24 protein-coding genes are annotated in these 26,548 nt (G+C 59.2%); 10 read left to right on the top strand and 14 right to left on the bottom strand.

Features of this window, described 5'->3' with window-relative positions:
• Positions 1–903: a transcriptional activator NhaR gene (gene nhaR / locus AC19YS_RS21010; RefSeq protein WP_106580099.1), complete on the bottom strand. Its 903-nt coding sequence runs from the start codon at positions 901–903 to the stop codon at positions 1–3.
• A gap of 134 nt (positions 904–1,037) precedes the next feature.
• On the opposite strand from nhaR, the gene AC19YS_RS21005 reads away from it, so the two are divergent.
• The 4 genes from AC19YS_RS21005 (at position 1,038) to mnmH (ending at position 4,300) form a co-directional block, all read left to right on the top strand.
• Positions 1,038–1,289 carry a hypothetical protein gene (locus tag AC19YS_RS21005; RefSeq protein WP_124416972.1) on the top strand — a complete coding sequence of 84 codons (252 nt, stop codon included), beginning with the start codon at positions 1,038–1,040 and terminating at the stop codon, positions 1,287–1,289.
• Positions 1,290–1,317: 28 nt separating this feature from the next.
• Entirely contained in the window at positions 1,318–2,067 is a 750-nt protein-coding gene (locus tag AC19YS_RS21000) for a TerC family protein (RefSeq protein ID WP_106580101.1), read from the top strand.
• A gap of 95 nt (positions 2,068–2,162) precedes the next feature.
• Positions 2,163–3,197 carry a selenide, water dikinase SelD gene (gene selD, locus AC19YS_RS20995; RefSeq protein WP_169366304.1) on the top strand — a complete coding sequence of 345 codons (1,035 nt, stop codon included), beginning with the start codon at positions 2,163–2,165 and terminating at the stop codon, positions 3,195–3,197.
• The gene (gene mnmH / locus AC19YS_RS20990; RefSeq protein WP_500602556.1) at positions 3,197–4,300 is read left to right on the top strand and encodes a tRNA 2-selenouridine(34) synthase MnmH; all 1,104 of its coding nucleotides are present in this window, start codon (positions 3,197–3,199) and stop codon (positions 4,298–4,300) included. The genes selD and mnmH overlap by 1 nt, the downstream gene beginning before the upstream one ends.
• A 129-nt stretch (positions 4,301–4,429) precedes the next feature.
• On the opposite strand, the gene AC19YS_RS20985 is transcribed toward mnmH, so the two are convergent.
• Together AC19YS_RS20985 and AC19YS_RS20980 are read right to left on the bottom strand one after the other, a co-directional pair.
• Positions 4,430–5,485 (bottom strand): permease, encoded by a 1,056-nt coding sequence (locus tag AC19YS_RS20985; protein WP_500602555.1) that lies wholly within the window; start codon positions 5,483–5,485, stop codon positions 4,430–4,432.
• Positions 5,486–5,543: 58 nt separating this feature from the next.
• Positions 5,544–6,245 carry a histidine phosphatase family protein gene (locus tag AC19YS_RS20980; protein ID WP_200624903.1) on the bottom strand — a complete coding sequence of 234 codons (702 nt, stop codon included), beginning with the start codon at positions 6,243–6,245 and terminating at the stop codon, positions 5,544–5,546.
• Between the two features lie 251 nt (positions 6,246–6,496).
• Between AC19YS_RS20980 and AC19YS_RS20975 the strand changes: the two genes are divergently transcribed.
• The 3 genes from AC19YS_RS20975 (at position 6,497) to hemB (ending at position 9,146) form a co-directional block, all read left to right on the top strand.
• A complete protein-coding gene (locus AC19YS_RS20975; protein WP_119739452.1) occupies positions 6,497–7,195 on the top strand; it encodes a glutathione S-transferase N-terminal domain-containing protein in 699 nt (232 codons plus the stop codon).
• A 17-nt stretch (positions 7,196–7,212) separates the two neighbouring features.
• A complete protein-coding gene (locus tag AC19YS_RS20970) occupies positions 7,213–8,055 on the top strand; it encodes a PhzF family phenazine biosynthesis protein (protein WP_200624904.1) in 843 nt (280 codons plus the stop codon).
• A gap of 116 nt (positions 8,056–8,171) precedes the next feature.
• A complete protein-coding gene (gene hemB, locus AC19YS_RS20965; RefSeq protein WP_124416977.1) occupies positions 8,172–9,146 on the top strand; it encodes a porphobilinogen synthase in 975 nt (324 codons plus the stop codon).
• A 127-nt stretch (positions 9,147–9,273) separates the two neighbouring features.
• Here the strand turns inward: hemB and AC19YS_RS20960 are convergent, their stop codons facing one another.
• The 3 genes from AC19YS_RS20960 to AC19YS_RS20950 form a co-directional block, all read right to left on the bottom strand.
• On the bottom strand, positions 9,274–9,621 hold the full coding sequence (locus AC19YS_RS20960; RefSeq protein WP_179678463.1) for a hypothetical protein: 348 nt from the start codon (positions 9,619–9,621) through the stop codon (positions 9,274–9,276).
• A 16-nt stretch (positions 9,622–9,637) separates the two neighbouring features.
• Positions 9,638–14,428 (bottom strand): RHS repeat-associated core domain-containing protein, encoded by a 4,791-nt coding sequence (locus AC19YS_RS20955; protein WP_500602596.1) that lies wholly within the window; start codon positions 14,426–14,428, stop codon positions 9,638–9,640.
• Positions 14,429–14,624: 196 nt separating this feature from the next.
• Positions 14,625–15,239, bottom strand: coding sequence for a LysE family translocator (locus AC19YS_RS20950; protein WP_200624905.1), 615 nt, complete (start codon positions 15,237–15,239; stop codon positions 14,625–14,627).
• A gap of 146 nt (positions 15,240–15,385) precedes the next feature.
• Here AC19YS_RS20950 and AC19YS_RS20945 point away from each other — a divergent pair, with 146 nt between their 5' ends.
• Positions 15,386–16,471 carry a DUF1615 domain-containing protein gene (locus tag AC19YS_RS20945; RefSeq protein ID WP_200624906.1) on the top strand — a complete coding sequence of 362 codons (1,086 nt, stop codon included), beginning with the start codon at positions 15,386–15,388 and terminating at the stop codon, positions 16,469–16,471.
• Between the two features lie 102 nt (positions 16,472–16,573).
• On the opposite strand, the gene AC19YS_RS20940 is transcribed toward AC19YS_RS20945, so the two are convergent.
• Positions 16,574–17,449, bottom strand: coding sequence for a DUF4349 domain-containing protein (locus AC19YS_RS20940; RefSeq protein WP_200624907.1), 876 nt, complete (start codon positions 17,447–17,449; stop codon positions 16,574–16,576).
• Positions 17,450–17,605: 156 nt separating this feature from the next.
• Between AC19YS_RS20940 and AC19YS_RS20935 the strand changes: the two genes are divergently transcribed.
• Entirely contained in the window at positions 17,606–18,022 is a 417-nt protein-coding gene (locus tag AC19YS_RS20935) for a PaaI family thioesterase (RefSeq protein ID WP_200624908.1), read from the top strand.
• Between the two features lie 192 nt (positions 18,023–18,214).
• Here AC19YS_RS20935 and AC19YS_RS20930 read toward each other — a convergent pair whose 3' ends face one another.
• Genes AC19YS_RS20930 through AC19YS_RS20920 form a run of 3 tightly spaced genes read right to left on the bottom strand, consistent with a single transcriptional unit; the run spans position 18,215 to position 20,797 of the window.
• Positions 18,215–19,396 (bottom strand): acetyl-CoA C-acetyltransferase, encoded by a 1,182-nt coding sequence (locus AC19YS_RS20930; RefSeq protein WP_200624909.1) that lies wholly within the window; start codon positions 19,394–19,396, stop codon positions 18,215–18,217.
• An 11-nt stretch (positions 19,397–19,407) separates the two neighbouring features.
• Positions 19,408–20,067, bottom strand: a complete 660-nt coding sequence (locus tag AC19YS_RS20925; RefSeq protein ID WP_017135011.1) for a CoA transferase subunit B — start codon at positions 20,065–20,067, stop codon at positions 19,408–19,410.
• A 31-nt stretch (positions 20,068–20,098) separates the two neighbouring features.
• Positions 20,099–20,797 carry a CoA transferase subunit A gene (locus AC19YS_RS20920; protein WP_010211319.1) on the bottom strand — a complete coding sequence of 233 codons (699 nt, stop codon included), beginning with the start codon at positions 20,795–20,797 and terminating at the stop codon, positions 20,099–20,101.
• A gap of 187 nt (positions 20,798–20,984) precedes the next feature.
• Between AC19YS_RS20920 and AC19YS_RS20915 the strand changes: the two genes are divergently transcribed.
• Complete coding sequence (locus AC19YS_RS20915) at positions 20,985–21,887, top strand: LysR family transcriptional regulator (protein WP_106579930.1); 903 nt, start codon at positions 20,985–20,987, stop codon at positions 21,885–21,887.
• 123 nt (positions 21,888–22,010) lie between these two features.
• On the opposite strand, the gene AC19YS_RS20910 is transcribed toward AC19YS_RS20915, so the two are convergent.
• The 4 genes from AC19YS_RS20910 to AC19YS_RS20895 all read right to left on the bottom strand — a co-directional run bounded on the left by AC19YS_RS20910 (position 22,011) and on the right by AC19YS_RS20895 (position 26,336).
• Positions 22,011–22,340: a hypothetical protein gene (locus tag AC19YS_RS20910; protein ID WP_106579931.1), complete on the bottom strand. Its 330-nt coding sequence runs from the start codon at positions 22,338–22,340 to the stop codon at positions 22,011–22,013.
• Between the two features lie 616 nt (positions 22,341–22,956).
• A complete protein-coding gene (locus tag AC19YS_RS20905) occupies positions 22,957–23,805 on the bottom strand; it encodes an NAD-dependent protein deacetylase (RefSeq protein ID WP_500602554.1) in 849 nt (282 codons plus the stop codon).
• An 8-nt stretch (positions 23,806–23,813) separates the two neighbouring features.
• Positions 23,814–24,254 carry a CBS domain-containing protein gene (locus tag AC19YS_RS20900; RefSeq protein WP_106579933.1) on the bottom strand — a complete coding sequence of 147 codons (441 nt, stop codon included), beginning with the start codon at positions 24,252–24,254 and terminating at the stop codon, positions 23,814–23,816.
• A gap of 132 nt (positions 24,255–24,386) precedes the next feature.
• Entirely contained in the window at positions 24,387–26,336 is a 1,950-nt protein-coding gene (locus tag AC19YS_RS20895) for a DNA topoisomerase III (protein ID WP_500602552.1), read from the bottom strand.
• Positions 26,337–26,548: the final 212 nt, after the last annotated feature.

Raw genomic sequence — 26,548 nt, 5'->3', positions numbered from 1 at the left:
TCAGGGCAGGGCGGTAAACAGCTCGCGCCTTGCCCCTTCGGTAATCGCCACAATGCCGGGGTGCTTGATTTTGCGTTCCACCGAGATCGCGTAAAACGACTCGGTGACCGCATCGGTCTGGCCCATCAGTGCCACGCCATACTGGCGCACCACCTCATCGGCAATCACGCTGGGGGCAATAAAAATGCCGCTGCCGGATTGCCCGAATGCCTGCATCAAGGCGCTGTCGTCGAACTCGCCGATGATCTTCGGTTGGATCTTCTGCTCGGCAAACCAGCGCTGCAAGCGGCTGCGCACCACCGTCTCGGCTCCCGGAATCAACAGCGGTGCGCCCTGCAAGCATTGTGGGAAATCGCCGCCATACCTGTCAGCCAATGCCTGGGTGGCGAAAAAACTGATACCGCATTCACCCAGCTTCTGGCTGTAGCCCTTGATGTCCAGGTGTGTGGGCATGGGGCTGTCGGAAATCACCAAGTCCAGGCGCTGGATCGCCAGGTCGGCCAGCAGGCGGTCGAGTTTATCTTCGCGGCAGGTGATGCGGATCGGTTCGCTCAGCTCCATGGTCGGCGCGATCAGCCGGTACACGATGGATTTAGGCACCACGTCCGCGACGCCGACCCGGAACAGGATCTGCTGTTCGTTTGGCTCTGCGCGCAGCAACGCCTCCAGCTCATTACCGGTCTGGAACATCTGCTCGGCGTAGGGCAGGGCGCGGCGCCCGGCCTCAGTCAGTTCCAACTGGCGCCCGACGCGTTGAAACAGCGCGATACCAAAGGTTTGCTCAAGCAGACTGATCTGACCGCTGATGGTCTGCGGCGTGAGGTTCAATTGCTCACAGGCGCGCACGATGCTGCCGGTCTTGGCCACTACCCAGAAGTAATGCAGTTGTCGGTAATTGAGCATCACGGTCTACACTTCGTAAAAAACGAAGTATACGTCAGAAAAATACGAATTTTCCTGAACTGTTCGCCTGCATAGAATGCCTCGCTATCGAGGGGCCACTATTTGGACCCGCTGGTTCTAACGAGGAATACATCATGAAACTCAATTCCCTGGGCGCCGCGTCTTTGCTTGCGCTTTCATTGATAGTGGTCAGCGGCTGTGATCAGGTGGAAAAAAGCGCCCAGCAAGTGCTCGGCAAGGCCACTGATTCCGCCAAGCAAGCCATCGATGACACCCATAAGGCCGCCGAGCAGGCATTGAGTGAAGCGACACAAGGCTTGATCAGCCCGCAAAAAAAGGATGATCAGGAAGAAAAAGAACCCGAATCGAACAGCAAAGAAGCCTAACTTCCCAGCACAACGTCAGGACTGACCTATGGATTACCTTTTACAACTGGCCGCCAGCCCCACCGCCTGGATCGCACTGGCCACCTTGATCGTGATGGAAATCGTGCTGGGCATCGACAACCTGATCTTTATCTCGATTCTCACCAACAAATTACCCGAGAAGCATCGGGCCAAGGCACGCCGCATTGGTATCAGCATGGCGTTGGTATTGCGCCTGGGCCTGTTGAGCACTATCGCGTTTATCGTGCAGTTGACGGCGCCGGTGTTCGAAATCTTCGGCCAGGCGTTTTCGTGGAAGGACATGATCCTGATCGCCGGCGGCCTGTTCCTGGTGTGGAAGGCGACCACCGAAATCCATCACAGCATGGACCCCGAGCCAGAGGCGAAAGAAACCGTCAGCAATGCCGTGACCATTGGCTTCGCCGCGGCCATCGGCCAGATCCTGCTGCTCGACCTGGTGTTCTCCATCGACAGCATCATCACCGCCGTGGGCATGACCGAGCACTTGCCGATCATGATCATTGCTGTGGTGGTTTCGGTGATCGTGATGCTGGTGGCGGCTGAACCGCTGGCCAAGTTCATCAACGACAACCCGACCGTGGTCATGCTGGCCCTGGGCTTTTTGATCATGATCGGCATGACGCTGATCGCCGAAGGCTTCGGCGCCCATGTGCCAAAAGGCTACGTGTATGCGGCCATGGCGTTCTCGGCAGCGATTGAGTGCTTGAACATCGCACGACGTAATCGCCACCAGCGTTTGCTCGCCGCGAGGCAGTAACGCCAGAAACACAAAAAGCCGGCTGAGCTCACAAGCGCCCAGCCGGCTTTTTGCTGTCTGATAGAATCTGCGCACTTGTTACCTTGAGGTCCACCATGAACGAGCCGATTCGCCTCACCCAGTACAGCCACGGCGCGGGTTGCGGCTGCAAGATTTCACCGCAAGTGCTGGAAGTGATTCTTGCCGGCAGCGGCGCACAGAACCTCGACCCCAACCTGTGGGTCGGCAACGCCTCACGCGACGACGCGGCGGTGTACGCCATCGATGACGAGCGCGGCGTGGTCTCCACCACCGATTTTTTCATGCCGATTGTCGATGATCCCTTCGACTTCGGCCGTATTGCCGCCACCAACGCAATCAGCGACATCTACGCCATGGGCGGCGACCCGTTGATGGCCATCGCCATTCTGGGCTGGCCAGTGAATGTACTGGCGCCGGAAGTTGCCCGCGAAGTCATCCGTGGCGGCCGTTCGGTGTGCGACGCCGCCGGCATTCCGTTGGCCGGTGGGCACTCCATTGATGCGCCAGAGCCGATCTTTGGTCTGGCCGTCACCGGCATCGTGCAAAAACGCCACATGAAGCGTAACGACACCGCCACTGCCGGCTGCAAACTGTACCTGACCAAGCCTCTGGGCATCGGTATCCTCACCACTGCCGAGAAGAAGGGCAAACTGCGCGAAGCGGATATCGGCCTGGCCCGAGACTGGATGTGCACGCTCAACAAACCTGGTAGTCGTTTCGGCAAGTTGGCCGGCGTAACCGCCATGACCGATGTCACTGGTTTCGGTCTGTTGGGTCACCTGGTGGAAATGGCTGACGGCAGTGGTCTCACGGCGCGCATCGAATACCAAAAGGTCCCACGCCTGGCCGGGATCGAGGACTACCTCGATCAGGGCTGCATGCCCGGTGGCACCTTGCGCAACTTCGACAGTTATTCGAGCAAGCTCGGGCGCCTGCAAGAACTGCACAAGCGCGTGCTTTGTGACCCGCAAACCAGCGGCGGCCTGCTGATCGCCGTTACCCCCGAAGGCGACGCCGAATTCCACACCGTGGCCGCCGAACTGGGCCTGAGCCTTGAGCCCATCGGCGAACTGGTTGAGCGACAGACCCACGCGGTAGAGGTGTTTTGATGGCAACTGACATCACCGACTACCGCGACATCTTCCTCAATGACCGGCCGATGATGGATACCCGCGCGCCGATCGAGTTCACCAAAGGCGCATTCCCCGGTGTGGTCAACCTGCCGCTGATGACCGACGACGAGCGCCAGCGGGTCGGTACCTGTTACAAACAGCAAGGCCAGCAAGCCGCTATCGTGCTGGGGCATGAACTGGTGTCCGGCGCGATCAAGGCCGAACGTATTGAACAGTGGGCGCAGTTTGCCGAGGCCAACCCTGAGGGCTACTTGTACTGCTTCCGCGGTGGGCTGCGTTCGCAGATCGTGCAGCAATGGTTGAAGACCGAAGCCGGTATCGAGTACCCGCGAGTCGGCGGTGGCTACAAAGCCATGCGTACTTTCCTGCTGGAAACGCTGGAGCAGGCCACTGCGCATTGTGATTTTGTGCTGCTTGGCGGCATGACCGGCACCGGCAAGACCGAAGTGCTCGGCCAATTGCGCAACGCATTGGACCTGGAAGGCCACGCCAACCATCGCGGCTCCAGCTTTGGCAAGCGCGCCACCGCGCAGCCGTCCAACATCGACTTCGAAAACCGTTTGGCTGTGGACCTGCTGAAAAAACGCGCGGGTGGTATCGAGCAATTCGTGGTCGAGGACGAAAGCCGCATGATCGGCAGCTGTGCGCTGCCGTTACCCTTGCACCAGAGCATGCAGACGTTTTCGATGGTGTGGTTGGAAGACAGCGTTGAAGGCCGCGTAGAACGAATCCTGCGGGATTATGTGGTCGACCTCTGCGCCGAGTTCATTCAGGTGTTTGGCGAAAACGGTCAGGCACTGTTCGCCGAGCGCTTGACGCAGAGCCTGGCCAATATCCATAAACGCCTGGGTGGCGAGCGCTTCCAGCGGCTGCAGGCGATCTTGCAAGATGCCCTGGCGGAACAGGCCCGCAGTGGTGCCGTGGACCTGCACCGGGTGTGGATCGAAGGTTTGCTGCGTGAGTATTACGACCCGATGTATGCCTTTCAGCGAGAACGCAAAGGTGCGCGGATCGAGTTTGCGGGCGAGCAGGGCGCCGTGGTGGAGTACTTGCGCGAGCGCAGTGGTAAGTCAGAATAATCAGCGGTGGTTACGAGCCTCTTTGCGAGCAAGCCCGTCCCGGCATTTCGACCACGTTCCTACAGGGTAAACGCGGTCAAATGTGGGAGCGGGCTTGCTCGCGAAAGCGCCTTGAACCTCACCCGAAATCTACAGGATGACCGCCCCGATCAACCCGCACGCCACGCCCACCACCATGGTCAGCACGGCCACCGTCACCAGCACTCGCGCATCGAAATCCTTGCGCAGCATCAACAGTGACGGCAGGCTCACGCTCGGTAGGGTCATCAGTAAGGCCACGGCCGGGCCGGTGCCCATGCCCAGGGTCATCATGGTTTGTACGATAGGGATTTCGGCGGCTGTAGGAATCACAAACAGCGTGCCGACGATTGCCAGTGGCACCAGCCACATCAGGCTGTTGGTCATGGCCCCATCGACATGGGGAAACAGCCAGACCCGCGCGGCGCCCAGTACCAGCACGGCAATGATGTAGATCGGGATCGTGCTCCAGAACAGCTGCCACAAGGTGCGCAACCAGCGGCTCAGGAACGGTTGCGATTCGCTCAGGCTGGCGTCGGCGACCGCGTTCAATGCGGCTTCGGGCACCTGATCGGGCCGGGCAATGCGCTGTGCCACCAATGACACCCCGACCACCAGCACAATCCCCGCCACCAGCCGCAATGCGGTAAAGCCCCAGCCCAATACAAAGCCCATGAACACCAGCGTCGCCGGATTCAACACCGGGTTAGCGATCCAGAACGCCAACGCCGCACCCACCGACACGTTTTGACGGCGCATGCCCGCCGCCACAGGTGCCGCGCAGCAACTGCACATCATCCCCGGCAGGGCGAACAGCCCACCGCGCAGGGTCGAACCCAGCCCGGCACGGCCAAACAGGCGCAGCAGCCAGTCGCGGGGAATCAACACTTGCAGCAGCGAACCCAGAATCACCGCCAGCACGGCAGCTTTCCAGATCGCCAGGAAATACACCTGGGCGTAGGCCAGCGCGGCGGTCAGGGGCGCGGTTTGCTGGTCATTGAGAATCGAGGCACCGATGCTGTGGTTATCCGCCGCGACGAATGCCTTCAGATAGTAGGGCGACCATTTCACGTAGTAGAGGCCGATGCAGGCCACCAGCAGGAACAGCGCTGGTTTCCACCAGAACGACCAGCCCCGGTTGGGCTGGGTGGAGAGGAGGTTGGGCATGGTGCTGATCCGCAGATGATTCAATAGCGACGCATCATACGCTTGTGCCGCGCCGGCTTCAGATTTCTGCGCTGACCTGAGTTGCATCCGGGCATGTCTGCTGGCCGTTATCCAGGCCTTGCTTGTAGTTGCGGCTCAGCAGCGACGCCTTGCCGTTGTGCCAGGTCAGCGTCAGCACATACAGCGTGTCGAAGTCACTGCCCGACCAATCGTCGGTGATGGTGTGTTTTTCACCCGAAGCCTCACTGGCGACTTTGTTGATCAATTCCGGCAGGTAGCCGTGGGACCAGGCGGTGTAGATGATCGCGTTGTGATACTTGTCTTCCACCAGTTCGTCGGCGAGGGCGCTGGTGTCGTTGGCCGAGAATTTGATGTTCACCGGCAGGCCCAGCTTGATCGCGCTGGGGCTGATGGTCATCAGTGGTCGAATGTAGCTGTAGGAATTATCGTGCTCGCCTTCCTCGACATTCCGCGTCGGGTTGGGCGCAAACACGAAATTGGCTTTGCCGAATTTCTCCGGCAGCACGGTGGCCAGGTTCATTGCGCGGTTCAGACCCTGGCAATTGAGCTGGCCGAGGCCGCCGACGGGTTTTTCGCCGTGGCGCAGAAATACCAGGGTTTGCACGCCATCCACCGGGCCAGCGCTGCTGATGCGCGACTCCAGGCTCAGGCCGATGGCGCCGCCTGCCAAAAGCAGCGGCAACATGATGTATGAATAACGTTTGAGGCGTTGCGCAAGGCACAGAGGCTTGATTGTCATTAGGTTCGAGTCTTCAGTGCATCGGATTAAGGCGGACAAGCCGGGACCCAGCGACGCATCCGGCGTCCTGCGGTTTTTCCGTGTCGATGTAACAGGGTGTCTCCTTTCACCGTAATGGCGCACTTAAGAGTGCATATCGGCATTTTGGTTCGCCTGCGCGCACGATAGCGTGGTTATGTTGCGCAATGATGACCCATGCAGGACGGCGGTGGGGTGGCTATCATGGGGACTTTCCGCCTGGGGATTTCCCGATGAATGCACTCGCCGCTTTCCCGATCAACAGCAAATGGCCCGCCCAGCATCCGGAGCGTTTGCAGCTCTATTCGCTGCCCACGCCCAACGGCGTCAAAGTGTCGATCATGCTTGAAGAACTGGGCCTGCCCTACGAAGCGCACAAGGTCAGTTTCGAGACCCAGGACCAGTTGTCCCCGGAATTTCTGTCGCTGAACCCCAATAACAAGATTCCCGCGATCATCGACCCCAACGGCCCGAGCGGTCAGCCGCTGGCGTTGTTCGAATCCGGTGCGATCCTGATTTACCTGGCGGAAAAAACCAGCCAGCTGCTTTCCGAAGACCCGGCCACCCGCTATGAAACCCTTCAATGGCTGATGTTCCAGATGGCCGGTATCGGCCCGATGTTCGGCCAGGTCGGGTTCTTCAACAAATTTGCCGGCAAGGCGTACGAAGATAAACGACCGCGTGATCGCTATGTCGCCGAGTCCCGGCGATTACTGGAAGTGCTGGAAAAACGCTTGCTGGGCCGCACCTGGATCATGGGTGACGAGTACAGCATCGCCGACATCGCCACCTTTCCGTGGATTCGCAACCTGATCGGCTTTTATGAGTCCGGCGATCTGGTTGGCATCGCCGACTTTCCCAATGTGCTGCGCGCGCTGGACGGCTTTGTCGCACGTCCGGCGGTAATTCGTGGCTTGAACATACCTGCGTGACCCTAGAGCGTTGAAGCATGCCGACTTTTGATTTCAAGCAACTGGATGTATTCAGCAGCGTTTCGCTCAAGGGCAACCCACTGGCAGTGGTGCTGGGCGCTGACAGCCTCACTGACCAGCAGATGGCCGATTTTGCTAACTGGACCAACCTGAGCGAGACCACGTTTTTGCTGACGCCGCGTGATCCTCGGGCTGACTATCGGGTAAGAATTTTTACCACGCTCACAGAGCTGCCGTTCGCCGGGCACCCGACGCTGGGCAGTTGCCATGCCTGGTTGCAGGCGGGCGGCGTGCCGAAGGGCGATGAGATTATCCAGGAGTGCGAAATCGGCCTGGTGCGTGTCCGTCGTGAAGGCGGCGAGTTGGCGTTCATTGCGCCGCCGTTGTTGCGCACCGGCCCGCTGGATGCACCGCTGCTTGAGCGCGTGCGCCTGGGTTTGGGCCTGGCGCCCGAAGCCATCGTGAGCAGTCGATGGGTCGACAATGGCGCGGGCTGGCTGGCGGTGATGTTGGCCGATCGTGACCAAGTGCTTGCTTTGCGCCCGGACTACTCGCAACTGCACGGTCTGGCGATTGGCGTCATTGCAGCTTGTGACCCGGCGCGCGACGCCGTGGACACGCACTTCGAAGTCCGCGGCTTTATCGCCGGCGACGGCGCTCAGGAAGACCCCGCCACTGGCAGCCTGAATGCCGGTATCGCCCAATGGCTGTTGAGCGAGGGGCTGGCGCCCGACTATTACGTGGTCAGCCAAGGCACGGCCATGGGGCGCGCCGGGCGTATACGCGTGGAGCGCCATGGCGATGAAATCTGGGTCGGTGGTGCGGTTGCGGTGTGCATCGAAGGGCGAGTACAGCTCTAGATCAATGAATTGTTACGAGCTGCGCAATACACTGTTGGCCCCTTGGCGTTTGTGCTGCCGGGGCCAAGGGGCATAAGCTTTCGCCCCAACTATTTCTGCCGCTATTCAGGACAGCCATGACCAGCCAGTTCCCCCAAGCCCGTCCACGCCGCCTGCGCCGCTCTCCGGAGCTGCGTGGCTTGTTCCAGGAAACCGAATTCACCCTCAACGATTTGGTACTGCCGATTTTCGTCGAAGAAGAAATCGACGACTTTGTGCCGATCACCAGCATGCCGGGTGTGCAGCGTATTCCTGAAAAGAAATTGGCCGCTGAGATCGAGCGCTATGCCCGCGCCGGGATCAAGTCAGTAATGACGTTCGGCGTGTCCCACCACCTGGACGCCAACGGCAGCGACACCTGGAAAGAACGCGGCCTGGTCTCGCGCATGTCCTCGATCATCAAGGACGCCGTGCCGGAAATGATCGTGATGTCCGACACCTGCTTCTGCGAATACACCGACCACGGCCATTGCGGCGTGATGCACGGCGCCCACGTCGACAACGACGCGACCCTGGTCAACCTCGGCAAGCAAGCCGTGGCCGCCGCCCGCGCCGGTGCTGATGTGATCGCACCGTCCGCCGCCATGGACGGTCAAGTCCAAGCGATCCGCCGCGCCCTGGACGATGCCGGCTTCACGCATATTCCGATCATGGCCTACTCCACCAAATTCGCTTCGGCCCTCTACGGCCCGTTCCGCGAAGCCGGCGGCAGCGCGCTCAAAGGCGACCGCAAAAGCTACCAGATGAACCCCATGAACCGCCGCGAAGCCGTGCGCGAATCGCTGCTCGATGAGCAGGAAGGCGCAGACGCGCTGATGGTCAAGCCAGCCGGTGCCTACCTCGACATCATCCGCGACATCCGTGAAGCCTCGCGTTTGCCGGTGGCGGCGTATCAGGTGAGTGGTGAGTACGCGATGATCAAGTTTGGTGCCCAGGCAGGGGCGATTGATGAGGCGCGGGTGGTGCGCGAAACGTTGGGGTCGATCAAGCGTGCGGGTGCGGATTTGATTTTTACTTACTTTGCGATGGATTTGGCGTTGGCGGGGATTTAATTCCGATCGGTGACCCTGTGGCGAGCGGGCTTGTTCGTCACGGGGCTGGGATCGCTGTAAAGCACTGCGCTGGCAAACAATGAACGTTGCGAGATGACGTTGAGGTTATAAAAAACAATCGAGGCTTTCAATGTGTGCTTCTGTAGTCCGTAAGACGGTTCAAGAGTATCTGCATGAACGCTCTTTGATCGTATACAGGTGTGCTGAAGTAAGTTGCCATCGTTTTAAATACAGAATCGAAGCTGTCGTTGATAGATAAATAGTGGTCGATCGAATCGATAAACCACTCCTGTTCAATATTTGTATATGACAAAAACTCAGGTTTGGTCAACTCATCAAAAAGCTCTGAAAGCTCCTTTTCATTATTTATATCTTTTGATGCAATCAGCTTTTCTCTTTCTAGATCGTCAGTATTTTCAATATCATAGGTGAATAATAAACCGCGAATTATTGACATGCTGGGTTCTTTTTTCATACTTTTCATGGTTTTCTCACTCCGTATATGCTGTTTTAGGGTTGCCTTGGCTGTTGAGTATTACTCGGGCGTTGCGCTTTTGGCCGTACTGCATGCCATCGGCGGAATATCCATCGCCAATTACCCTCTCCATGTTCATGGGTCTCAATGATGCGGCATGACCGTTTCTTCTGAAAATGAGCTGTGCTCTAAATATAGCGTTCAATTGATCCTTATGACTGAGGTATCTAGTCGCGGCAGGTGGGTATTTAGGCTGACCGCTATTCGGACCTGATGTATAGACTTCGATAATTCCTGTTGTCGGGTTCCTTGCTGTTTGGAGTCTTTCCAGTTGAGATTCGAGTGTTGTCTGGGCGCCGTGTTTTTCCAAGAAATGCGCGCCTGGTGTCAATTTTTCTAGCTCATCCAATCGCCTGTACGCGTTTGCCTCTGTAAGTTCATCAATCCTCGCCTGTCGCTCTGCACGCGACATTTGTGGTGTAGCTGGCTCTGCGTGGTTAACGCCTACCGGCGGCTCTTTGTCGATGATACTTGGCGCGCAGCCATTACCGCCGGGGCATGTGTTCAATCCCAGCGGATCGACCCACCCCGTAGGATTGGGCGCGTACCGGTACGCGTTGATCCCACCGGCCAGCTTCACCGGGTCGGGTGTCAGGTAACGACCAATATCTGGATTGTAGTAGCGATGGCGGTTGTAGTGCAGGCCGCTTTCTTCGTCGAAGTATTGGCCTTGGAAGCGCAGCGGGTTGTCGACTTTGTTTATGTCGAGGCGGCTGATCTGGCCATAGGCACGGGAGTGCGCGGACCAGACGATTTCGCCGTCGGGGGCGGTGAGTTCTTGCGGGGTGCCGAGGTGGTCGAGTTGGTAGTGGAACGGCTGGGTATTTTTTGGACCAAAGCCCTCCAGCAGGACCAGCGGGCGGAAACTGTCCGGCTCGTAGATATAACTGCGATGCCGATCCGCGTGATGTTCCGCAACCAGCTTGTCGCCTTGCCAGAAAAACTCAGTGGTTATCCCATCGACGGTTTTACTGATCCGCCGACCAAACGGGTCATAGCGATAACTAGCGATTTGCCCGTTGGGCTGGGTGATGCCGATCAACCGATGCTGGCAGTCGTAGCGATACTCGGTGACGAGTTGATGGCCCTTGCCGCGTCTTTGGCGGATCAGGTTACCGAAGGCGTCATAGTCATAATGATGATCGCCCTGAATCACCAACCGATTCCCCGCCACGATGTCCGGACCGGGTCGGTCTTGCATCAGCAGGTTGCCGGCCGGGTCGTGGCCAAAGCGCTCTTGCACGTCTTGCGAGTGATCCGCTCGAGTCAGGCGGGCGAGGGGGTCGTAGTGGTAGTGATGCTCGCCTTTACGGGTGTCGAGCAGGCGGGTGAGGTTGCCGGATTTGTCGTAGTCGTAGTGACGGCGGTAGAGCTTGTGTTCCTCTTGCGTCACCGCGTGGGCGTGCAGGCGGTTTTGGTCGTCGTAGTCGTAATGGCTGAGCAGTTGGCCTTGTTGGCGTTGGCGTTCTTTTCCGGTTTTGAACAGGTGAGAGGTGAGGGTTTTGCCATTCAGTTCGACGGTGGCGAGGTGGCCGCCTTTGTCGTGGTTGAAGGTGAGGCGGTTGTTGTCCGGCAGGCGCAGGTTTTTCAGTTGGCCACAGGCGTCGTAGCCGTAGCGTAAGGTGCCCCAGCCTTGGTGGTCGGTGGTGAGGCGGTTTTGGGCATCGTATTCGTAGGCTAACGCCCAATGGCCGTCGTCGACGCTGAGGAGGTTGCCCTGGCGGTCGTAGGCGTAATCGACCACTCCACCGTCTGGAAGAGTTTTTCGTACGAGGCGGCCGGAAAAGTCTCGCTCGTAGCGGGTGACTAGCTGACTGCCGTCATCGCCGTGTTCGGTTTTCTCCAGTAAGTTGCCGTTGAGGTCGTAGACGTAGGCCGTACGCTGGCCGTCAAAACCGGTTTCCTGCTGGATCAGGCCGTTGGGATGGTAATCCAGCCGGTAGGTTTCGCCGACTTCGTTTTCGATCTCGGTCAGCAGTAACCGCACGTTGTCGTAGCGGTAGTTGACCTGGGTACCATCAGCATTTATGCGACGGCTGATCAGGTGCAGGCCGTCGGCGTATTCGTAGCGGGTGACGTGGCCCAGTTCATTACGTTCAGAGGTGATTTTTCCGTACGGGTTGTAGCTGAATTCCCGCGTGGCACCGCCTGGAAGTACGACACGAACCAACCGACCCACACCGTCCCATTGATACTGCGTCAGCGCGCCATGCTCATCCTCACGCGCAACTTGTCGTCCAACATCGTCATAGCGATAACGCTTAACCCCACCATTCGGCAGTTGTTCCTCAACGAGCTGTCCACGCTCATTCCAGACCAGCCGATGAGACCCGTTATCCGGATACCAAACCCCAATCAGCTGCCCGTATTTGTCGTAGATGTAGTCCGTAATGTGGCCGTCAGGATCTGTCTGACGCATAACGTCGCCTTGTTCGTTACGCTCATATTTCCAAACCGCTTCACCCCGCCTTACGACCCGTACGAACCCGTTGTCATGCTCGTAGGAAGTCGGCTCATCCTCCCCCGGAAACAACGCCACCAAACGTCCGGCGTCGTCATACTGATACGCCGTCACCGCCCCCAGCGGATCTTGCTCGACCGTCAGCCGACCCTTGTCGTCGTAGGAGTTGAAATGCTCCGCACCGTCCGGATCAATCCGCTGTACCAGCCGCGCCCGCTGATCGTGGACATACACTTCCTGGCTACCATCAGCGTTGTGAACCGTGACCCTGCCGCCGTCTTCCCACGCATACCGCGTGTCCATCTGCGAAAAACTGGCCCAGTGCCGAACACAGCGCGCCGCCTTGCCAGCCCGTTCCCACGCCCAAAAGAAACTCGCCCCACCGGCCAACTGCCGCTCAAGAATGACGTGCTGTTCGTCGTACCGATAAACCTCGCTTTCACCTACAGCATTGGTCGCCGAAACCAATCGGCCAGCGTCGTCATAGGCGTAGGAAACGACGTTCTGCTCCGTTACCCAGACGTAGGGCTCACGGCTTTTGGCGCGATGAACCTGATAGTCAACCGCCACAATGCGACCGAGTTCATAGCGCAAAAACAGCGACCGACCCGCGCCGTTATCCAGCCGCTCAATCCGCCCCAAACGATCACGAATAACCCGCAGCCGGTTGTCATACGCATCACTGATCGCCGTCAGTACACCATCGCGAAAGTGGTAAAACCGTGATGCCTGGGCCAGCACCAACTCATCGGGCAGGGCACCCAAATAGATCGCCGCTTCGGCCAGGCTATTGGTAATCGCCGGTCGCGCCACAGTCGGCAGGGGCAGGGCAGTCGATCGATTCTCATGATCCGTCCAAACCACCGAATCACCCGAAACCACCAACCGCTGTGCCAGCGCATGACTCCAGCCAAACCCCAACCCGCAATCCACTTCCACCGCACTGGTGCGGTACAGCCGCGTCCACTCAAACGGCAATATCCCGTCCAGCGCGCCATCAGTGAGGGTGAGCAATTCTTCGCCGGTGACCATCGACACCGGGCAGCCATGGGTGGCTGTTTTATCCGCAGGCGCCGCCGCATCTCCCTGCGGATTTTTCGCAGCAACAGGCACATCATCGACATACTCTTGCCGCACGAGCACCGTCTTCTGCGTCTTGCTGCGAACCATCGACACCGCGTTCGTAATCAGGTTGTCTCCAGCTTTTAACGGCGCAACTGGCACCGTCTGAATCTGGATTGCCGGGCTACCGAGCAATATCGGCTTGGCCGCCTCAACATGCTCACCCAACTGAGATTTTCCGAACTGCTTGGCCATGTGCTCCAGCCACCGGCGCGCACGATGAGACTTGATGCTGCCCAGCACCTTGCTGCCAAGGCGTATCACCAGGCCCATCCCGGCAGTGGCAAGGCACAGCAACACGTTGATCAGCACTTCAAGGCTGATCGAGCCCAGCAACTCATTCATGAGTGGCGGCGGCATCATCCGCATCCAACTGACCATTGCCGCCAGGTAGATGAACAGCAGAGGCTCATCACTGAGTACCAGCAAACCTTTCGCAAGCATTTCGGCGCTGACATTCAGCAGCTTTCCGAACTCGGCCTGGGTCAGGTAGTGCAGCAGCTGTTCGGCATATGTCAGTGGGTGGGTAAGCCACTCAAACAGCAGTTTGAGCGTGTCCCAGAGTGAGCCAAGTGCATCGCCAAACCCTTTGGCGTAGGCCTGGTGCAGTAAGAGGTAGCGTTTGAGGAAGTTTGCTTCGGAGTATTTATTCCACAGTGGCCCGAACGTGGCGCGCCACTCCGTGCGCAGCCAGTGCTCCAGCGAGGTGATGACCGACTGATAGGAGGCATATAAGGCCTTGAAGTGTTCTTTAGAAACGTTGGGGTAAAAATTGACTCGGTACTTCTGGTTCCGATCGCACTCGGTGATTTTCAGAATGCCACTGGGGCCGATAAATTTTTTGATGGGGTCGCCCAGGGGGCCACCGTTGGGGTCGATGGTTTGCAACACCACTGGCGTGTTGCCGATGGGTACAAATTGAGAACTCTGGAACATGTGCACCAGGGTCAGGGTGCCGTCCTGCTTGCAGGCCGCAACGGCCGAGCTGGGCAGGATGGAGCGGTTGATCGGCGCGACGAGTGCCACCTCATCCCCGACCTTGAATACCTGATCGACATCCAGTGCCGAAAAGCTGATGTAGCTTTCGGCCCAGAGCTCGTAGGTATTGAGGCAGCGTTTGAAATCGCTGAGAACGGATTCGACGTCTCGCGTCTCTGAATCCATCACGGCCAGTACCAGAAGGCCAATGTGTTGGTTGGTGGCGATGATCAAAAGACAGCCCCCATAACTGGGGCTTTAACGAAAAAAACCATCTGCAATCCCTCGCACTGTGTGATCAGGCGAAGGACTTTGCCGAGGTTTTCAGGTGGTATCTGTAGAGGTTATCCGGGTGTTGCGTGGGACGTTTCGGTAGTCCTTGTCAGCGCTGCGCAAATGCCAGGTTCAAACCCAACCCTGCAAAGACTGCCGCAAAACTGCGGCGCAACCAGTTCTGCACGCGCGGCGATTCGATCACGGCGCGGCGAAAGCCATTGGCCAACAAGCCATAGATGACGAAAACCGCAAACGTCATCGCCATGAATACTGCGCTCAGTACCAGCATTTGCACGGCGGGCGAGATGCTGCCTGGGGTAACAAACTGGGGCAGAAAGGCCAGGAAGAAAATCGTCAGCTTGGGGTTGAGGATGTTCAACAGGAAACCACGGATCATCAGGCCGCGCGCTGTGGTTGCAGTCGGTGAGTCATTCATCGCGAAGGCCGAGCGATCACGCCAGGTGGCATAGGCCAGGTAGAGCAAGTAAGCAACGCCCGCGTACCTGAGCACTTCAAACGCCAACGCGCTGGTGTGCAGCAGGGCAGAGAGGCCGAGCACCGATGCCAGCAAGTGGGGCAGGATGCCTGCGGTACAACCCAGCGCAGCAAATACGCTGGCGCGCTTGCCGGCGGTGAGGCCGGTGGAGACGGTAAAGATCACACCGGTGCCGGGGATCAGCACGACGATCAGGCAGGTGACGAGGAAGTTCACACTGAGCATGGCATTCAAACTCCTTGTAGGAATGGTCGATGACAGATCCTGTCACGTTAGTTTGGGATTGGCGAGTGCGGCAGGTCGGCGAACCCCGGTTAGACTTACCTGTCGATATCCGCAATGTCCGGCCCGTCGTTACCCAAGGAAGCCCCATGTATTCAAGCCGCCTGATCCTGTGCCTCACCACGTTGCTGGTGCTGGCCGGTTGCTCCACTTCACGCAGTCCGCAACAGCCGGAGCGTAGCGAGGCCGAGGTGAAAGCGCAGATCGTGCGCCTGCTGCCGGCGACGGTGCCGGACCGCGGTGGCTGGGCACAAGACATCTACACCGCCTTCGACACTCAGAAAATCTACCCCAGCACCGAAAATATCTGTGCTGTGCTGGCAGTCACCGAGCAAGAGTCCACCTACCAGGTCGACCCGCCGGTGCCAAACATGGGCAAGATCGCCCAGGATGAAATCCTGCGCCGTGCCGGCAAGGTCCATGTGCCGGCCTTTGTGGTGCGCAGCGCACTGCAATTGCGCTCGCCTACCGGTAAGTCCTACGCCGAGCGTTTGAGTGCTGCACGCACGGAGAAGGACCTGAGCGCAATCTTTGACGATTTCATCAGCGTGGTGCCTCTGGGTAATACCTTATTTGGCGGTTTCAACCCGGTGCATACCGCAGGCCCGATGCAAGTCAGCATCGACTTTGCACAGAAACAGGCGCGGGGTTATCCCTACACGGTGGACGGCACGATTCGCCGTGAAGTCTTCACGCGGCGCGGCGGCATGTATTTCGGCATCGCCCACTTGCTGGGCTACCCGGTCAGTTATGACCAGCCGCTGTACCGCTTTGCTGACTTCAACGCCGGTTGGTACGCCAGCCGCAACGCTGCGTTCCAGGCTGCCGTCAGCCGCATTGCTGGCACCGAGCTGGCGTTGGATGGCGACTTGATTCGCTATGGCTCATTGTTGCCGGGCACCACTGAGTTGGCGGTGCGCTCCCTGGGGGCCAAGTTGGACATGCGCAATCCGACCATCCGGAGCCAGTTGGAGAAGGGTGAGCAATTGGACTTTGAGGAGACCACCCTCTACAAACGCGTGTACGCGCTGGCTGATAAAGCGGCCGGCAAGCCAATACCACGGGCGATACTGCCGGGCATCGTGTTGAAGAGCCCGAAGATCACTCGCAACCTGACCACCGCGTGGTTCGCCAAGCGCGTGGATGATCGGTATCAGCGCTGCATGAAGCGCTGATTATCGCTGGCGGGCGTGTCGTGGCGAGCGGCTTGCTGTGGCGAGCGGGCTTGCCCCGCGTTGGGCTGCGAAGCAGCCCCCTGTCAAGTAGAACGCAGTGTGTCAGTCATCACTCGGTGCCTGGTTCTGGGGCTGCTTGGCAGCCGAATGCGGGGCAAGCCCGCTCGCCACAGAAAGCTCGTTTGCAGCAGTACGCCTGCCAGCCACCACAAACCGGCGCCATAACCAGACCCACAACCACATCACCGGAAATGCCAGGATCACGAACGGCAGTACATAGCTGGCGCGTTCCAGTGCATCTGCCGTGCCGTCCACCAGGTTGTCGCCCAGGTTGCGGAAGATCCGGCTGAAGCGTGACTGCTGGTTCGCGCCATCGGAGGAACGGAAATTCAGGGTCACGCGGTTAGTATCAAGGCGGCGTTGTTGGCCGGCGGCGACCTGGGCGAGTGCCTGCAGTTCGTTTTCAACGCCCGCCTGCTCCTTGGTTAAAGCGATCAGGTCGCTGACGCTGATGTCCTTGCGCTTGGCCAGCTCATCGAGGCGCTGTTGCTGGGCTTGCAGGCGATCCTGGCGACGGCGCACATCGGCGACCGCGTCAGCAAGGTCTTCGGCGGTGGTGATGCGCTGGCCGAGTGTTCCACCTTCTGCGGCCAGCGCGACCATCGGCTCCACGCCGGTGGGTGCAATGCGCAGGATGATCTCGCCACCGTTGCCATCTTCGGTGATGCCCAGAATATTGCAGGCGCCAAAGCGTGCCGACTCACAGGCCTCGCGGGTGGCCTGCATGCGCGGTGCAAGCAGGGCGCCGGGCAGCGCCAGGGTCAGCTTGTGCTCATAAGCCAATTGCGCGCCGGCTCGGCCTTGTTCGCCGTTGATGACAGTGGCACGGGAGTGCTCCTTGGGCGAACAGCCGGCCAAGGCCAGTGCGGCCAGCAAGATCAAAAGAAGCGGTTGTGTTGTGCCGTCCAGGTGGCGCATTGCTGTTCCTTGGATATGCAGGGGAAATTGCCCGCGATTAAAGCGGGTCTGGCGGATTTACGCAAAGCATCGCGCAGGATTTGCGTGACTGATGATGATGGCCTCCGCAGAGGGCGGGGCGTACACCTCAGACCTTACGCCAAGGATGAATTTGCCATGACTGCCTACGCCGTGCCCGAAGGGTTTGTTTCGCTGCCGCGCAGTAGCCCGCTGCTCGACTTGCTGGGCCCAGCTTATTGCCGGGGCGAAGGCCTGGATCTGGAAATAGGCCTGCGCTCCGATAACCGCCACGCGAATGGGCGCGGCACGGTGCATGGCGGGGTGTTGGCGACCCTGGCGGATGTCGGCATGGGTTATGCGATGGCGTTTTCCAGTGAGCCGCCGTTGCCGTTGATTACCGCGAGCATGACGTTGGATTACCTGGGGCCGGTGCAGGTGGGCGACTGGATTGTGGTGCGGTTGGAACATCACAAACGCGGGCGGCAGATGGCGTTTGCCACGGTGAGCTTGCAGGTGGGGGAGAATGTCGTGGCGCGAGCGACTGCCGTGTTTGCGGTGCCACGCACGGACTAATAATAGAGATCATTGTGGGCGCTGGCTTGCCTGCGAAAGCGCAGGGTCAGCCAGCACATTTGCCAACGGTCGACCCGCTATCGCAGGCAAGCCAGGTCCCACAGTTGGACGGTGGTTTTTCATGGGGACGGCTTAAAAAAGAAAAGGCCCGGTTTTCGTGGAACCGAGCCTTTGCTTCTGTTGCTCTTTGGATCAGCTGCGTTCGAGGGCGAGGGCTACACCTTGACCGCCACCGATGCACAGCGTCGCCAGGCCTTTCTTGGCGTCGCGCTTGATCATTTCATGCAGCAATGTCACCAGCACGCGGCAACCCGAGGCACCGATCGGGTGGCCGATGGCGATGGCACCGCCATTGACATTGACCTTCTCAGCGTCCCACTCCAGCTCTTTGCCCACCGCCAAAGATTGCGCGGCAAAGGCTTCGTTGGCTTCGATCAGGTCCAGGTCGCCCAGGCTCCAGCCGGCCTTGTCCAGGCAGCGGCGAGTGGCCGACACCGGGCCGATGCCCATGATCGCCGGGTCGACGCCGGCGTTGGCGTAGCTGGCGATACGCGCCAGTACAGGCAGGCCGAGGGCTTTGGCCTTATCGGCGCTCATCAATAACACTGCAGCGGCGCCGTCGTTGAGGCTGGAAGCGTTGCCGGCGGTGACACTGCCGTCTTTCTTGAATGCGGGTTTGAGCTTGGCCAGGGATTCGGCGGTGGTGCCGGCGCGTGGTTGTTCATCGACCGCGAAGGCCACTGGGTCGCCTTTGCGCTGGGGGATCAGGACCGGGGTGATCTCATCAACAAACCGACCTGCTTCAATAGCCGCAGCGGCTTTTTGCTGGGAGGCAGCGGCGAAAGCATCCTGGGCTTCACGGCTGATGCCGTACTTGTCTACCAGGTTCTCGGCAGTGATGCCCATGTGGTAGTCGTTAAACGCATCCCACAGGCCGTCGGTGATCATGCTGTCGAGCATTTTGGCATGGCCCATGCGCAGTCCGGTGCGTGCAGCGGGCAATACGTACGGCGCCAGGCTCATGTTCTCCATGCCGCCGGCGATGATCACCTCGGCGTCGCCGCAACGGATGGCCTGGGCGCCCAAGTGCAGGGCTTTGAGGCCCGAGCCGCAGACTTTATTCAGGGTCAGGGCCGGCACGGCGTGGGGCAGACCGGCGAGTATCGAGGCCTGGCGCGCAGGGTTCTGGCCGCTGCCTGCGGTGAGTACCTGGCCGAGGATGACTTCATCCACTTGAGCCGGGTCCAGGCCGGTCTGCTCCAGCAGGCGACGGATCACGGCCGCGCCCAGTTCCGGTGCCGGGATACTGGCCAGCGAACCTTGAAAGCTGCCCACGGCGGTGCGGGTGGCAGCAACAATCACGACGTCTTGCATGGAATCTGTCCTCACTGGAAGTGCATTTCTGGAACGTGGTCCGGGACGATCAGTTTACCGGCGGTCTTGCTCACAATCTCTTCAACGCTGACGCCAGGTGCGCGTTCCTTGAGGACAAAAGCGCCATTTTCGATCTCGAGGTAAGCCAGGTCCGTCAATACACGCTTGATGCACTTGGCGCCGGTCAGCGGCAGGCTGCACTGGCTGAGCAACTTGGACTCACCGTCCTTGGACGCATGGGTCATGATCACGATGATGTTTTCTGCACCGGCCACCAGGTCCATGGCGCCGCCCATGCCCTTGACCAGTTTGCCGGGAATCATCCACGAGGCGATGTTGCCTTGTACGTCCACTTCAAACGCGCCGAGCACGGTGAGGTCGACGTGGCCCCCGCGAATCATCGCGAAGGACTCGGCGGAGGAGAAGATCGAGGCGCCAATGCGCGCAGTCACGGTCTGCTTGCCGGCGTTGATCATGTCGGCATCGATGGTTTCTTCGGTAGGAAACGGGCCCATGCCGAGCAGGCCGTTTTCCGACTGCAGCATCACTTCCATGCCTTCGGGAATGTAGTTGGCCACCAGGGTCGGAATGCCGATGCCGAGGTTGACGTAGAAACCGTCCTGCATTTCACGTGCGACGCGTTGAGCCATTTGTTCGCGGGTAAGGGCCATTGTTTGTCTCCTTATTATTTGGGCTGGCGGATTATTTGCGGACAGTGCGCTGTTCGATGCGCTTCTCGAAGGTGCCGCAGATGATCCGGTCGACGTAGATGCCTGGAGTGTGGATCTGCGCCGGGTCCAGCTCGCCCGGTTCGACAATTTCTTCAACTTCGACCACGGTGATCTTGCCGGCGGTGGCAGCCAGCGGGTTGAAGTTCTGGGCGGTGTGGCGATAGATGACGTTGCCGAAATGGTCGGCTTTCCAGCCTTTGACGATGGCGAAGTCGCCGGTGATGGACTCTTCCATCAGGTAGGGGCGGCCATTGAATTCGCGGGTTTCCTTGCCTTCGGCGACAGGGGTGCCGACGCCGGTGGCCGTGAAGAAGGCCGGGATGCCAGCACCGCCTGCGCGCATTTTTTCTGCCAGGGTGCCTTGGGGCGTCAATACCACTTCGATTTCGCCGCTGAGCAGTTGCTTCTCGAACAGGGCGTTTTCACCGACGTAGGACGCGATCACTTTGCTGATCTGTTTTTCTTCCAGCAGCACGCCGAGGCCAAACCCATCGACGCCGCAGTTGTTGGAAACCACCGTCAAGTCGCGGGTGCCTTTGCGCTTGATCTCGGCAATGAGGTTTTCCGGAATGCCGCACAGGCCAAAACCACCGGAGAGCACGGTCATCCCGTCTTCCAGGCCTGCCAGTGCTTCTTCATAGGACGCCACGCGTTTATCGAAACCTGCCATATGCACCTCTTTTATTGTGTGTGGGCCAGCCATGACACGAGTGTTGCGCCGACGGATTGATTTGTTAAGTTGTTTTTTAAGGTTGATTGGTTTGAAAAACAGCATAATCGGTTTTAGGCCGCAAGCTTCAAGCATAGACATGCGGCAACCTTACTTGCAGCATCCGACTGGCAGCGTGGAGCTTCCTATGACCGTTAAACAGATGCGGGCCTTTCTCGCCGTGGCCCAGAGCCTGAGTTTCGCCGCTGCTTGCGAACGCCTGCACCTCTCTCAATCGGCGCTGAGCCTGACCATCAAAGGGCTGGAGGAGGGGTTAGGCGGGCGCTTGTTCAGCCGCAATACGCGCAATGTCGCGCTGACGCCTGAAGGTGAGTCGTTGTTGCCTCTGGCGCGTCGCTTGATCGCCGATTGGGACAACGCCGAGGACGAGCTGCGCCAGCGTTTCACCCTCCAGCGTGGCCGGGTCACCGTGGCGGCGATGCCGTCGTTTGCAGGCAACTTGCTGCCACCGATCCTGAAGATATTCCGCGCCCGTTACCCGCAAGTGAACGTGACGGTGCATGACCTGATCAACGAGCAGGTGCTGGAGATGGTGCGTGACCGTCAGGTGGAACTGGGCGTGGCGTTCGAGCCGTCCGAGGGTTCGTCTCTGGCGTTCACCCCGTTGTATCTGGACCGGTTTATTGCGGTAGTGCCGGGAGATTCACCGTTGGCCCAGCGAAGCGAAATCGACTGGCAAACCTTGCTGGAGCAGCCGTTCATTACCCTGCAGCGGCCTTCCACGGTACGGGTGATGCTTGAGGAGCACCTGGGCGCGTTGCAGATGAAATTGCCGGTGGCGCTGGAGAGCCATCAATTGGCGACGGTGGGCAAGATGGTTGCCAATGGCCTTGGCGTCAGCGCCGTACCCGCGTTGTGCGCGAAACAGATGGAAGAGGCGGGCGCCTATTGCATCACGTTGAGCGATCCGGTGATCGAGCGACCGATTGGTGTGTTGACCAAGCCGGGCCATGAATTGTCGGCAGCTGCGCAGGTCTTGTTCGATATTTTTCGCGATGAGGCCGCCAAAGGCCGATTCCCATCGTTTTGATCACGACGCAAAACAAATGTGGGCGCTGGCTCGTCGGCGATGGCTATTTAAAACTCAACATCAGTGTTGAATATTAAACCGCCATCGCCGACGAGCCAGCGCCCATTAGTTGTCGAATATCACTTAGTAATAGCGGTCGATTACCTTAACGTTCGAGCTGTCTTTGAAAGATGCCCAGGCATTGTTAAGTGTGTCGAATACCTGCTCGATAAAGTTTTGATCGGCAGCCGCTTTCTTGCCAACATAACCCTGGCCGCGGCGATACATTTTCAGGCGCGCCGCCAGGTTGCGGTTGTTTTTATCGAACTCTTCCTCAAGGGTATGGGGCGCCACGCAGTCGATATGGACTTGACCCGATTTTTCGACCCACAGGATATGGTCGTCGAGTGTGTCTTTCTGCGCTGCGAACATCTCAGCCAATTCATCGATAGTTGGTTGGTTGTTCAGATTCATAATGTAAGCCCCTTGACCAGTTGGCGATCTATCAGTTGATTCCGTTAAAACTGCTTAGTTGTCTCCGGCTTGAAAGCCGGGCGTCGGTGACTGTCTGCCGAATACGGGCAGGGTCTTGAACCTGATGCATGTAGTCTTGCTGATGAACGGCTACGCAATGGTTTCATCGCGAAGACAAGCAGCGTTTTAGCTTCTTGTACCGATCCTTGCGGGCCGGTCAGTTTCATCAATCTGCCTTGTGGGCAGTGCACATCCGGAAAAACAGCTCGGCGGTCAGACGAGCTTGTTCAAAACACGTGTTACCAACGCTCCCGATCCGGGAGACGTCTCGATAATGCAAGGGTAAAAAGGTTACGTCAACGATTATGTAGTGATTTTTTTTGAGTACTACATAAATTGTTGTGGGGGCGGGGGAATGCGGAAAAACGTGACTTGGGCGTCATTTTTTGTGCGGTTGGTCGAAGGGGCGATGTCATCAATTCAGTATGGAAACCTGTGGGAGCGGGCTTGCTCGCGAAGGCAGTGGGTCAGCCGGAGCGCTTTTGACTGACGCACCGCCTTCGCGAGCAAGCCCGCTCCCACATACAGCCCTGTTCATTGTTGGTTTGTGGCGGTGTTACTGGCTCAATCGCTTGACCAGCAACGGCAACAACCGCTCACAGGACGCCTCGATCTTGACCTGCAACAGCTCATCCCCGCGTGTCTTGCCCAGGTTGATGGCAATCACCGGCTTGCCTTGCTCCACCGTCGCCTTGCACAGGCGAAATGCCGAATAGGCCATCAGCGATGAGCCCACCACCAGCAGCCCTTCAGCCTGCTGCACCGCCGCCATTGCTTTGGCCGCTGTGGCCTGGGCGACGTTCTCACCGAAAAACACTACATCGGGCTTCAACCGTTGGCCATTGCAGTGCGGGCAGTGGGGGACTTGGAAGCGTTCTTCAAAGGCAGGGTCGAGCAGCGTATCGCCATCGGGCGCTTGCACGGCATCGACGCCGGCCAGGTAGGGGTTCTGATCTTCCATCACCCGCTGGATCACATCGCGCTCGCTGCGCTGTTGGCAATCCAGGCACAGCACTCGATGCAGACTTCCATGCAGCTCGATCACATCCTGGCTACCGGCCTGGTCATGCAAGGTATCGACGTTCTGCGTGATCAGCCCGCTAATGCGCTCGCGTTGTTGCAGCGTGGCCAGCGCCAGGTGAGCCTTGTTCGGCTGCGCCACGCGCACCCGTGGCCAACCCAGCATTGCCCGCGCCCAGTAGCGGCGCCGCGCTTGCGGCGTGGCCAGGAATTCCTGGTACATCATCGGCGCCTTGCCCCGACGCACACCTTCGCTGTCGCGATAATCAGGAATGCCCGACGACGTGCTGATGCCCGCACCGGTCAGCACCACAAAGCGCCGCTCAGCCATCGCCCGGTGCAGGGTATCGAGGTGGTCTTCTTGATGTTCCAGCGTGTCGAGCATGGGGTCCCCTATTCGCCGCGGATGTACTGCTCCAGTTGTTTGATCAAGTCAGCCTGCTCGGCAATGGCTTCCTTGACCAGGTCACCGATGGACAACAAGCCGATCAGCTTGCCATCTTCGACCACGGGCAGGTGGCGCAGGTGACCGTCCGTCATGATGTTCATGCACTTTTCGACGCTCTGGTGAGTATCGACGGTAATCACTGGCGAACTCATGATTTCACTCACAGCAGTGGTCGCGGAAGAACGCCCCTTGAGGATCAACTTGCGCGCGTAATCGCGCTCACTGATCACTCCCACGACTTTGCCTTCGTCCACAACCGGCAAGGCCCCGACGTTTTTGGCAGCCATCTGGATCAATGCCTCCATCACCGTCTGGTGCGACTTGATGGTGTGGACCTCCTGATTCTTCTGGTCCTTGGCTTTGAGCACTTGTGCGACGGTTTTCATGGCGGCCACTCCGGTGTTGTTGTTAGGAAGTCAGCAGGTCCCTTACAGAATCCTAGACGGGCTACGGGGCTGCAAGGTCCAAAGCGGCGTTAAACCCGTCGAAAAACGTCATTCACTGGATTTTTTCGTCTTTCAGCCGGCATTTGTCGGCTTTTTCCCCCGCTTGGTACCGGCCGTTGTCTTGCGTGGCGCCGTCTTGCGTTTCTTTTTCCATGGCGTGGCGCCTCGACCTGCCGGGCTGGCTGGGCCGGTGATGGTCATGCGCATACCATTGCAGCGCGCCACTTGCTTGCTCATCCACGCCGCCTGCTTGGCGACGAATTCTTCCAGGCTCATTTCACCGCTTTGCACCATGTCCAGCGCCTGTTCCCAGATCGCAGTGGTGCCTGGGTCGGCAATGGCTCGAGGTACGGCGTCGATCAGGCTGAATGCGGCCGCAGTGGCCGAGAGTGACTTACCGTTTTTGATCAGGTAACCACGGTCCAACAGCCCCTGGATAATTCCGGCGCGGGTGGCCTCGGTGCCGATGCCGGTGGTGTCCTTGAGTTTTTGCTTGAGCAGCGGGTCTTCCACCAGCTTGGCGACGTTTTTCATCGCCTTGATCAGGTCGCCTTCGGTGAATGGTTTGGGCGGTTGGGTCCACAGGTCTTTGAGATTGACCTTGGCCACCGCGTAGTCCTGGCCCTGCGCCAACGCCGGCAAGGCTTGCGGCGCGGGTGCCTCGCGCCCCTTTGCCGGGGCCAGCGCTTCGGGCAGCGCGCGCTTCCAGCCCGGCTCGATGACCACCTTGCCGACCGCGCGCAGCGCTTGGCCTGCGCAGTCGAAATCCGCCTGGGTGCGATCGTATTCATGATTAGGCAGAAACTGGGCCAGGTAACGTGCGCGGATCAGGGTGTAGACCGCACGGTATTTACCGGTGAGCTGCCCCACATCCTTACCGGCCCCGGTGGGAATGATGCCATGGTGCGCGCTGACCTTGGCGTCGTTCCAGGCCCGTGAACGACGTTGGGGATCGATATGCGGCGTCAGTTCATTCACTGCCGGGTCCGCGCGCCCCAGCGCAGCTAAAATTTTCGGCGCGTCGCTGTGCTGGCTCAACGGCAGGTAGCCGCAATCACTGCGCGGGTAGGTGATGAGCTTGTGGGTTTCGTAGAGTGACTGGGCGATATCCAGGGTTTCCTGGGCACCGAGCCCCAATTTTTTGGAGCAGATTTCCTGCAGGGTGCCAAGATCGAAGGGCAGGGGCGCCACCTCGCGCATGCGCTCGGTGCGCAACTTCACCAGCCGCGCAGTGGCGGCGTTGCGCATGGCATCGGCAGCGTCGCGGGCCACCTGCGGGTTGAGGCAGCGGCCCTGGTCGTCACACGCATCATCCGTGGCGCGCCATTGGGCGGTGAAGGTCATGCGCTCATGGCGCAGATCGACATCGATGGCCCAATAAGCCACCGGCACAAAGTCGGCGATGCTGCGGTCGCGGTCCACCACCAGGCGCAAGGTTGGCGTTTGCACCCGGCCCACCGGCAACACGCCTTGATAGCCGGATTGGCGTCCAAGCAAAGTAAACAGACGGCTCATGTTCATGCCGATCAGCCAGTCGGCGCGCGAGCGACCCAGCGCCGAGTGGTACAGGCTGAAGGTTTCGGTGCCCGGCTTGAGCGCGGCCAGGGCTTTGCGAATGGAGGCGTCATCCAGCGCCGACAGCCATAGCCGCTGGATCGGGCCGCGATAACGGCAATGCTCGACCAACTCCCGGGCGATCATCTCGCCCTCACGGTCGGCGTCGGTGGCGATCACCAGGTCCTGGGCTTCTCCCAGCAAACGCTTGACCGCCTTGTACTGGCTGGCAGTCTTGGGCTTGACCTGCATCTTCCATTTTTCCGGGACGATCGGCAGATCGGCCAGCACCCAGCGCTTGTATTTGGCGTCGTAGGCGTCGGGCGGGGCGGTTTCCAGCAGGTGGCCGATGCACCAGGTGACTGTGACCCCATTGCCCAGCCAGCAACCGTCGCCGCGCCGGCTGGCGCCGAGCACGGCCGCGATATCCTTGGCCTGGGAGGGTTTTTCACAGAGGTACAGCCGCATGGTTATCACATCAGATCGGGTTGATGCCTTGCAGGATGCTGAGTCAGAGGGATTTGAGCAACCATTATCTGTATGGATGTACAGCAAAGTGTGTGAGTGCCACAAAACAAAAGTGGGAGCGGGCTTGCTCGCAAAAGCGGTGGATCAGTCAACGAATGTGTCGACTGGCACACCGCCTTTGCGGGCAAGCCCGCTCCCACAAGGGGTCTCAG

Source organism: Pseudomonas sp. MF08831, assembly GCF_059862645.1.
This window is presented reverse-complemented; position numbering and strand designations above follow the sequence as displayed.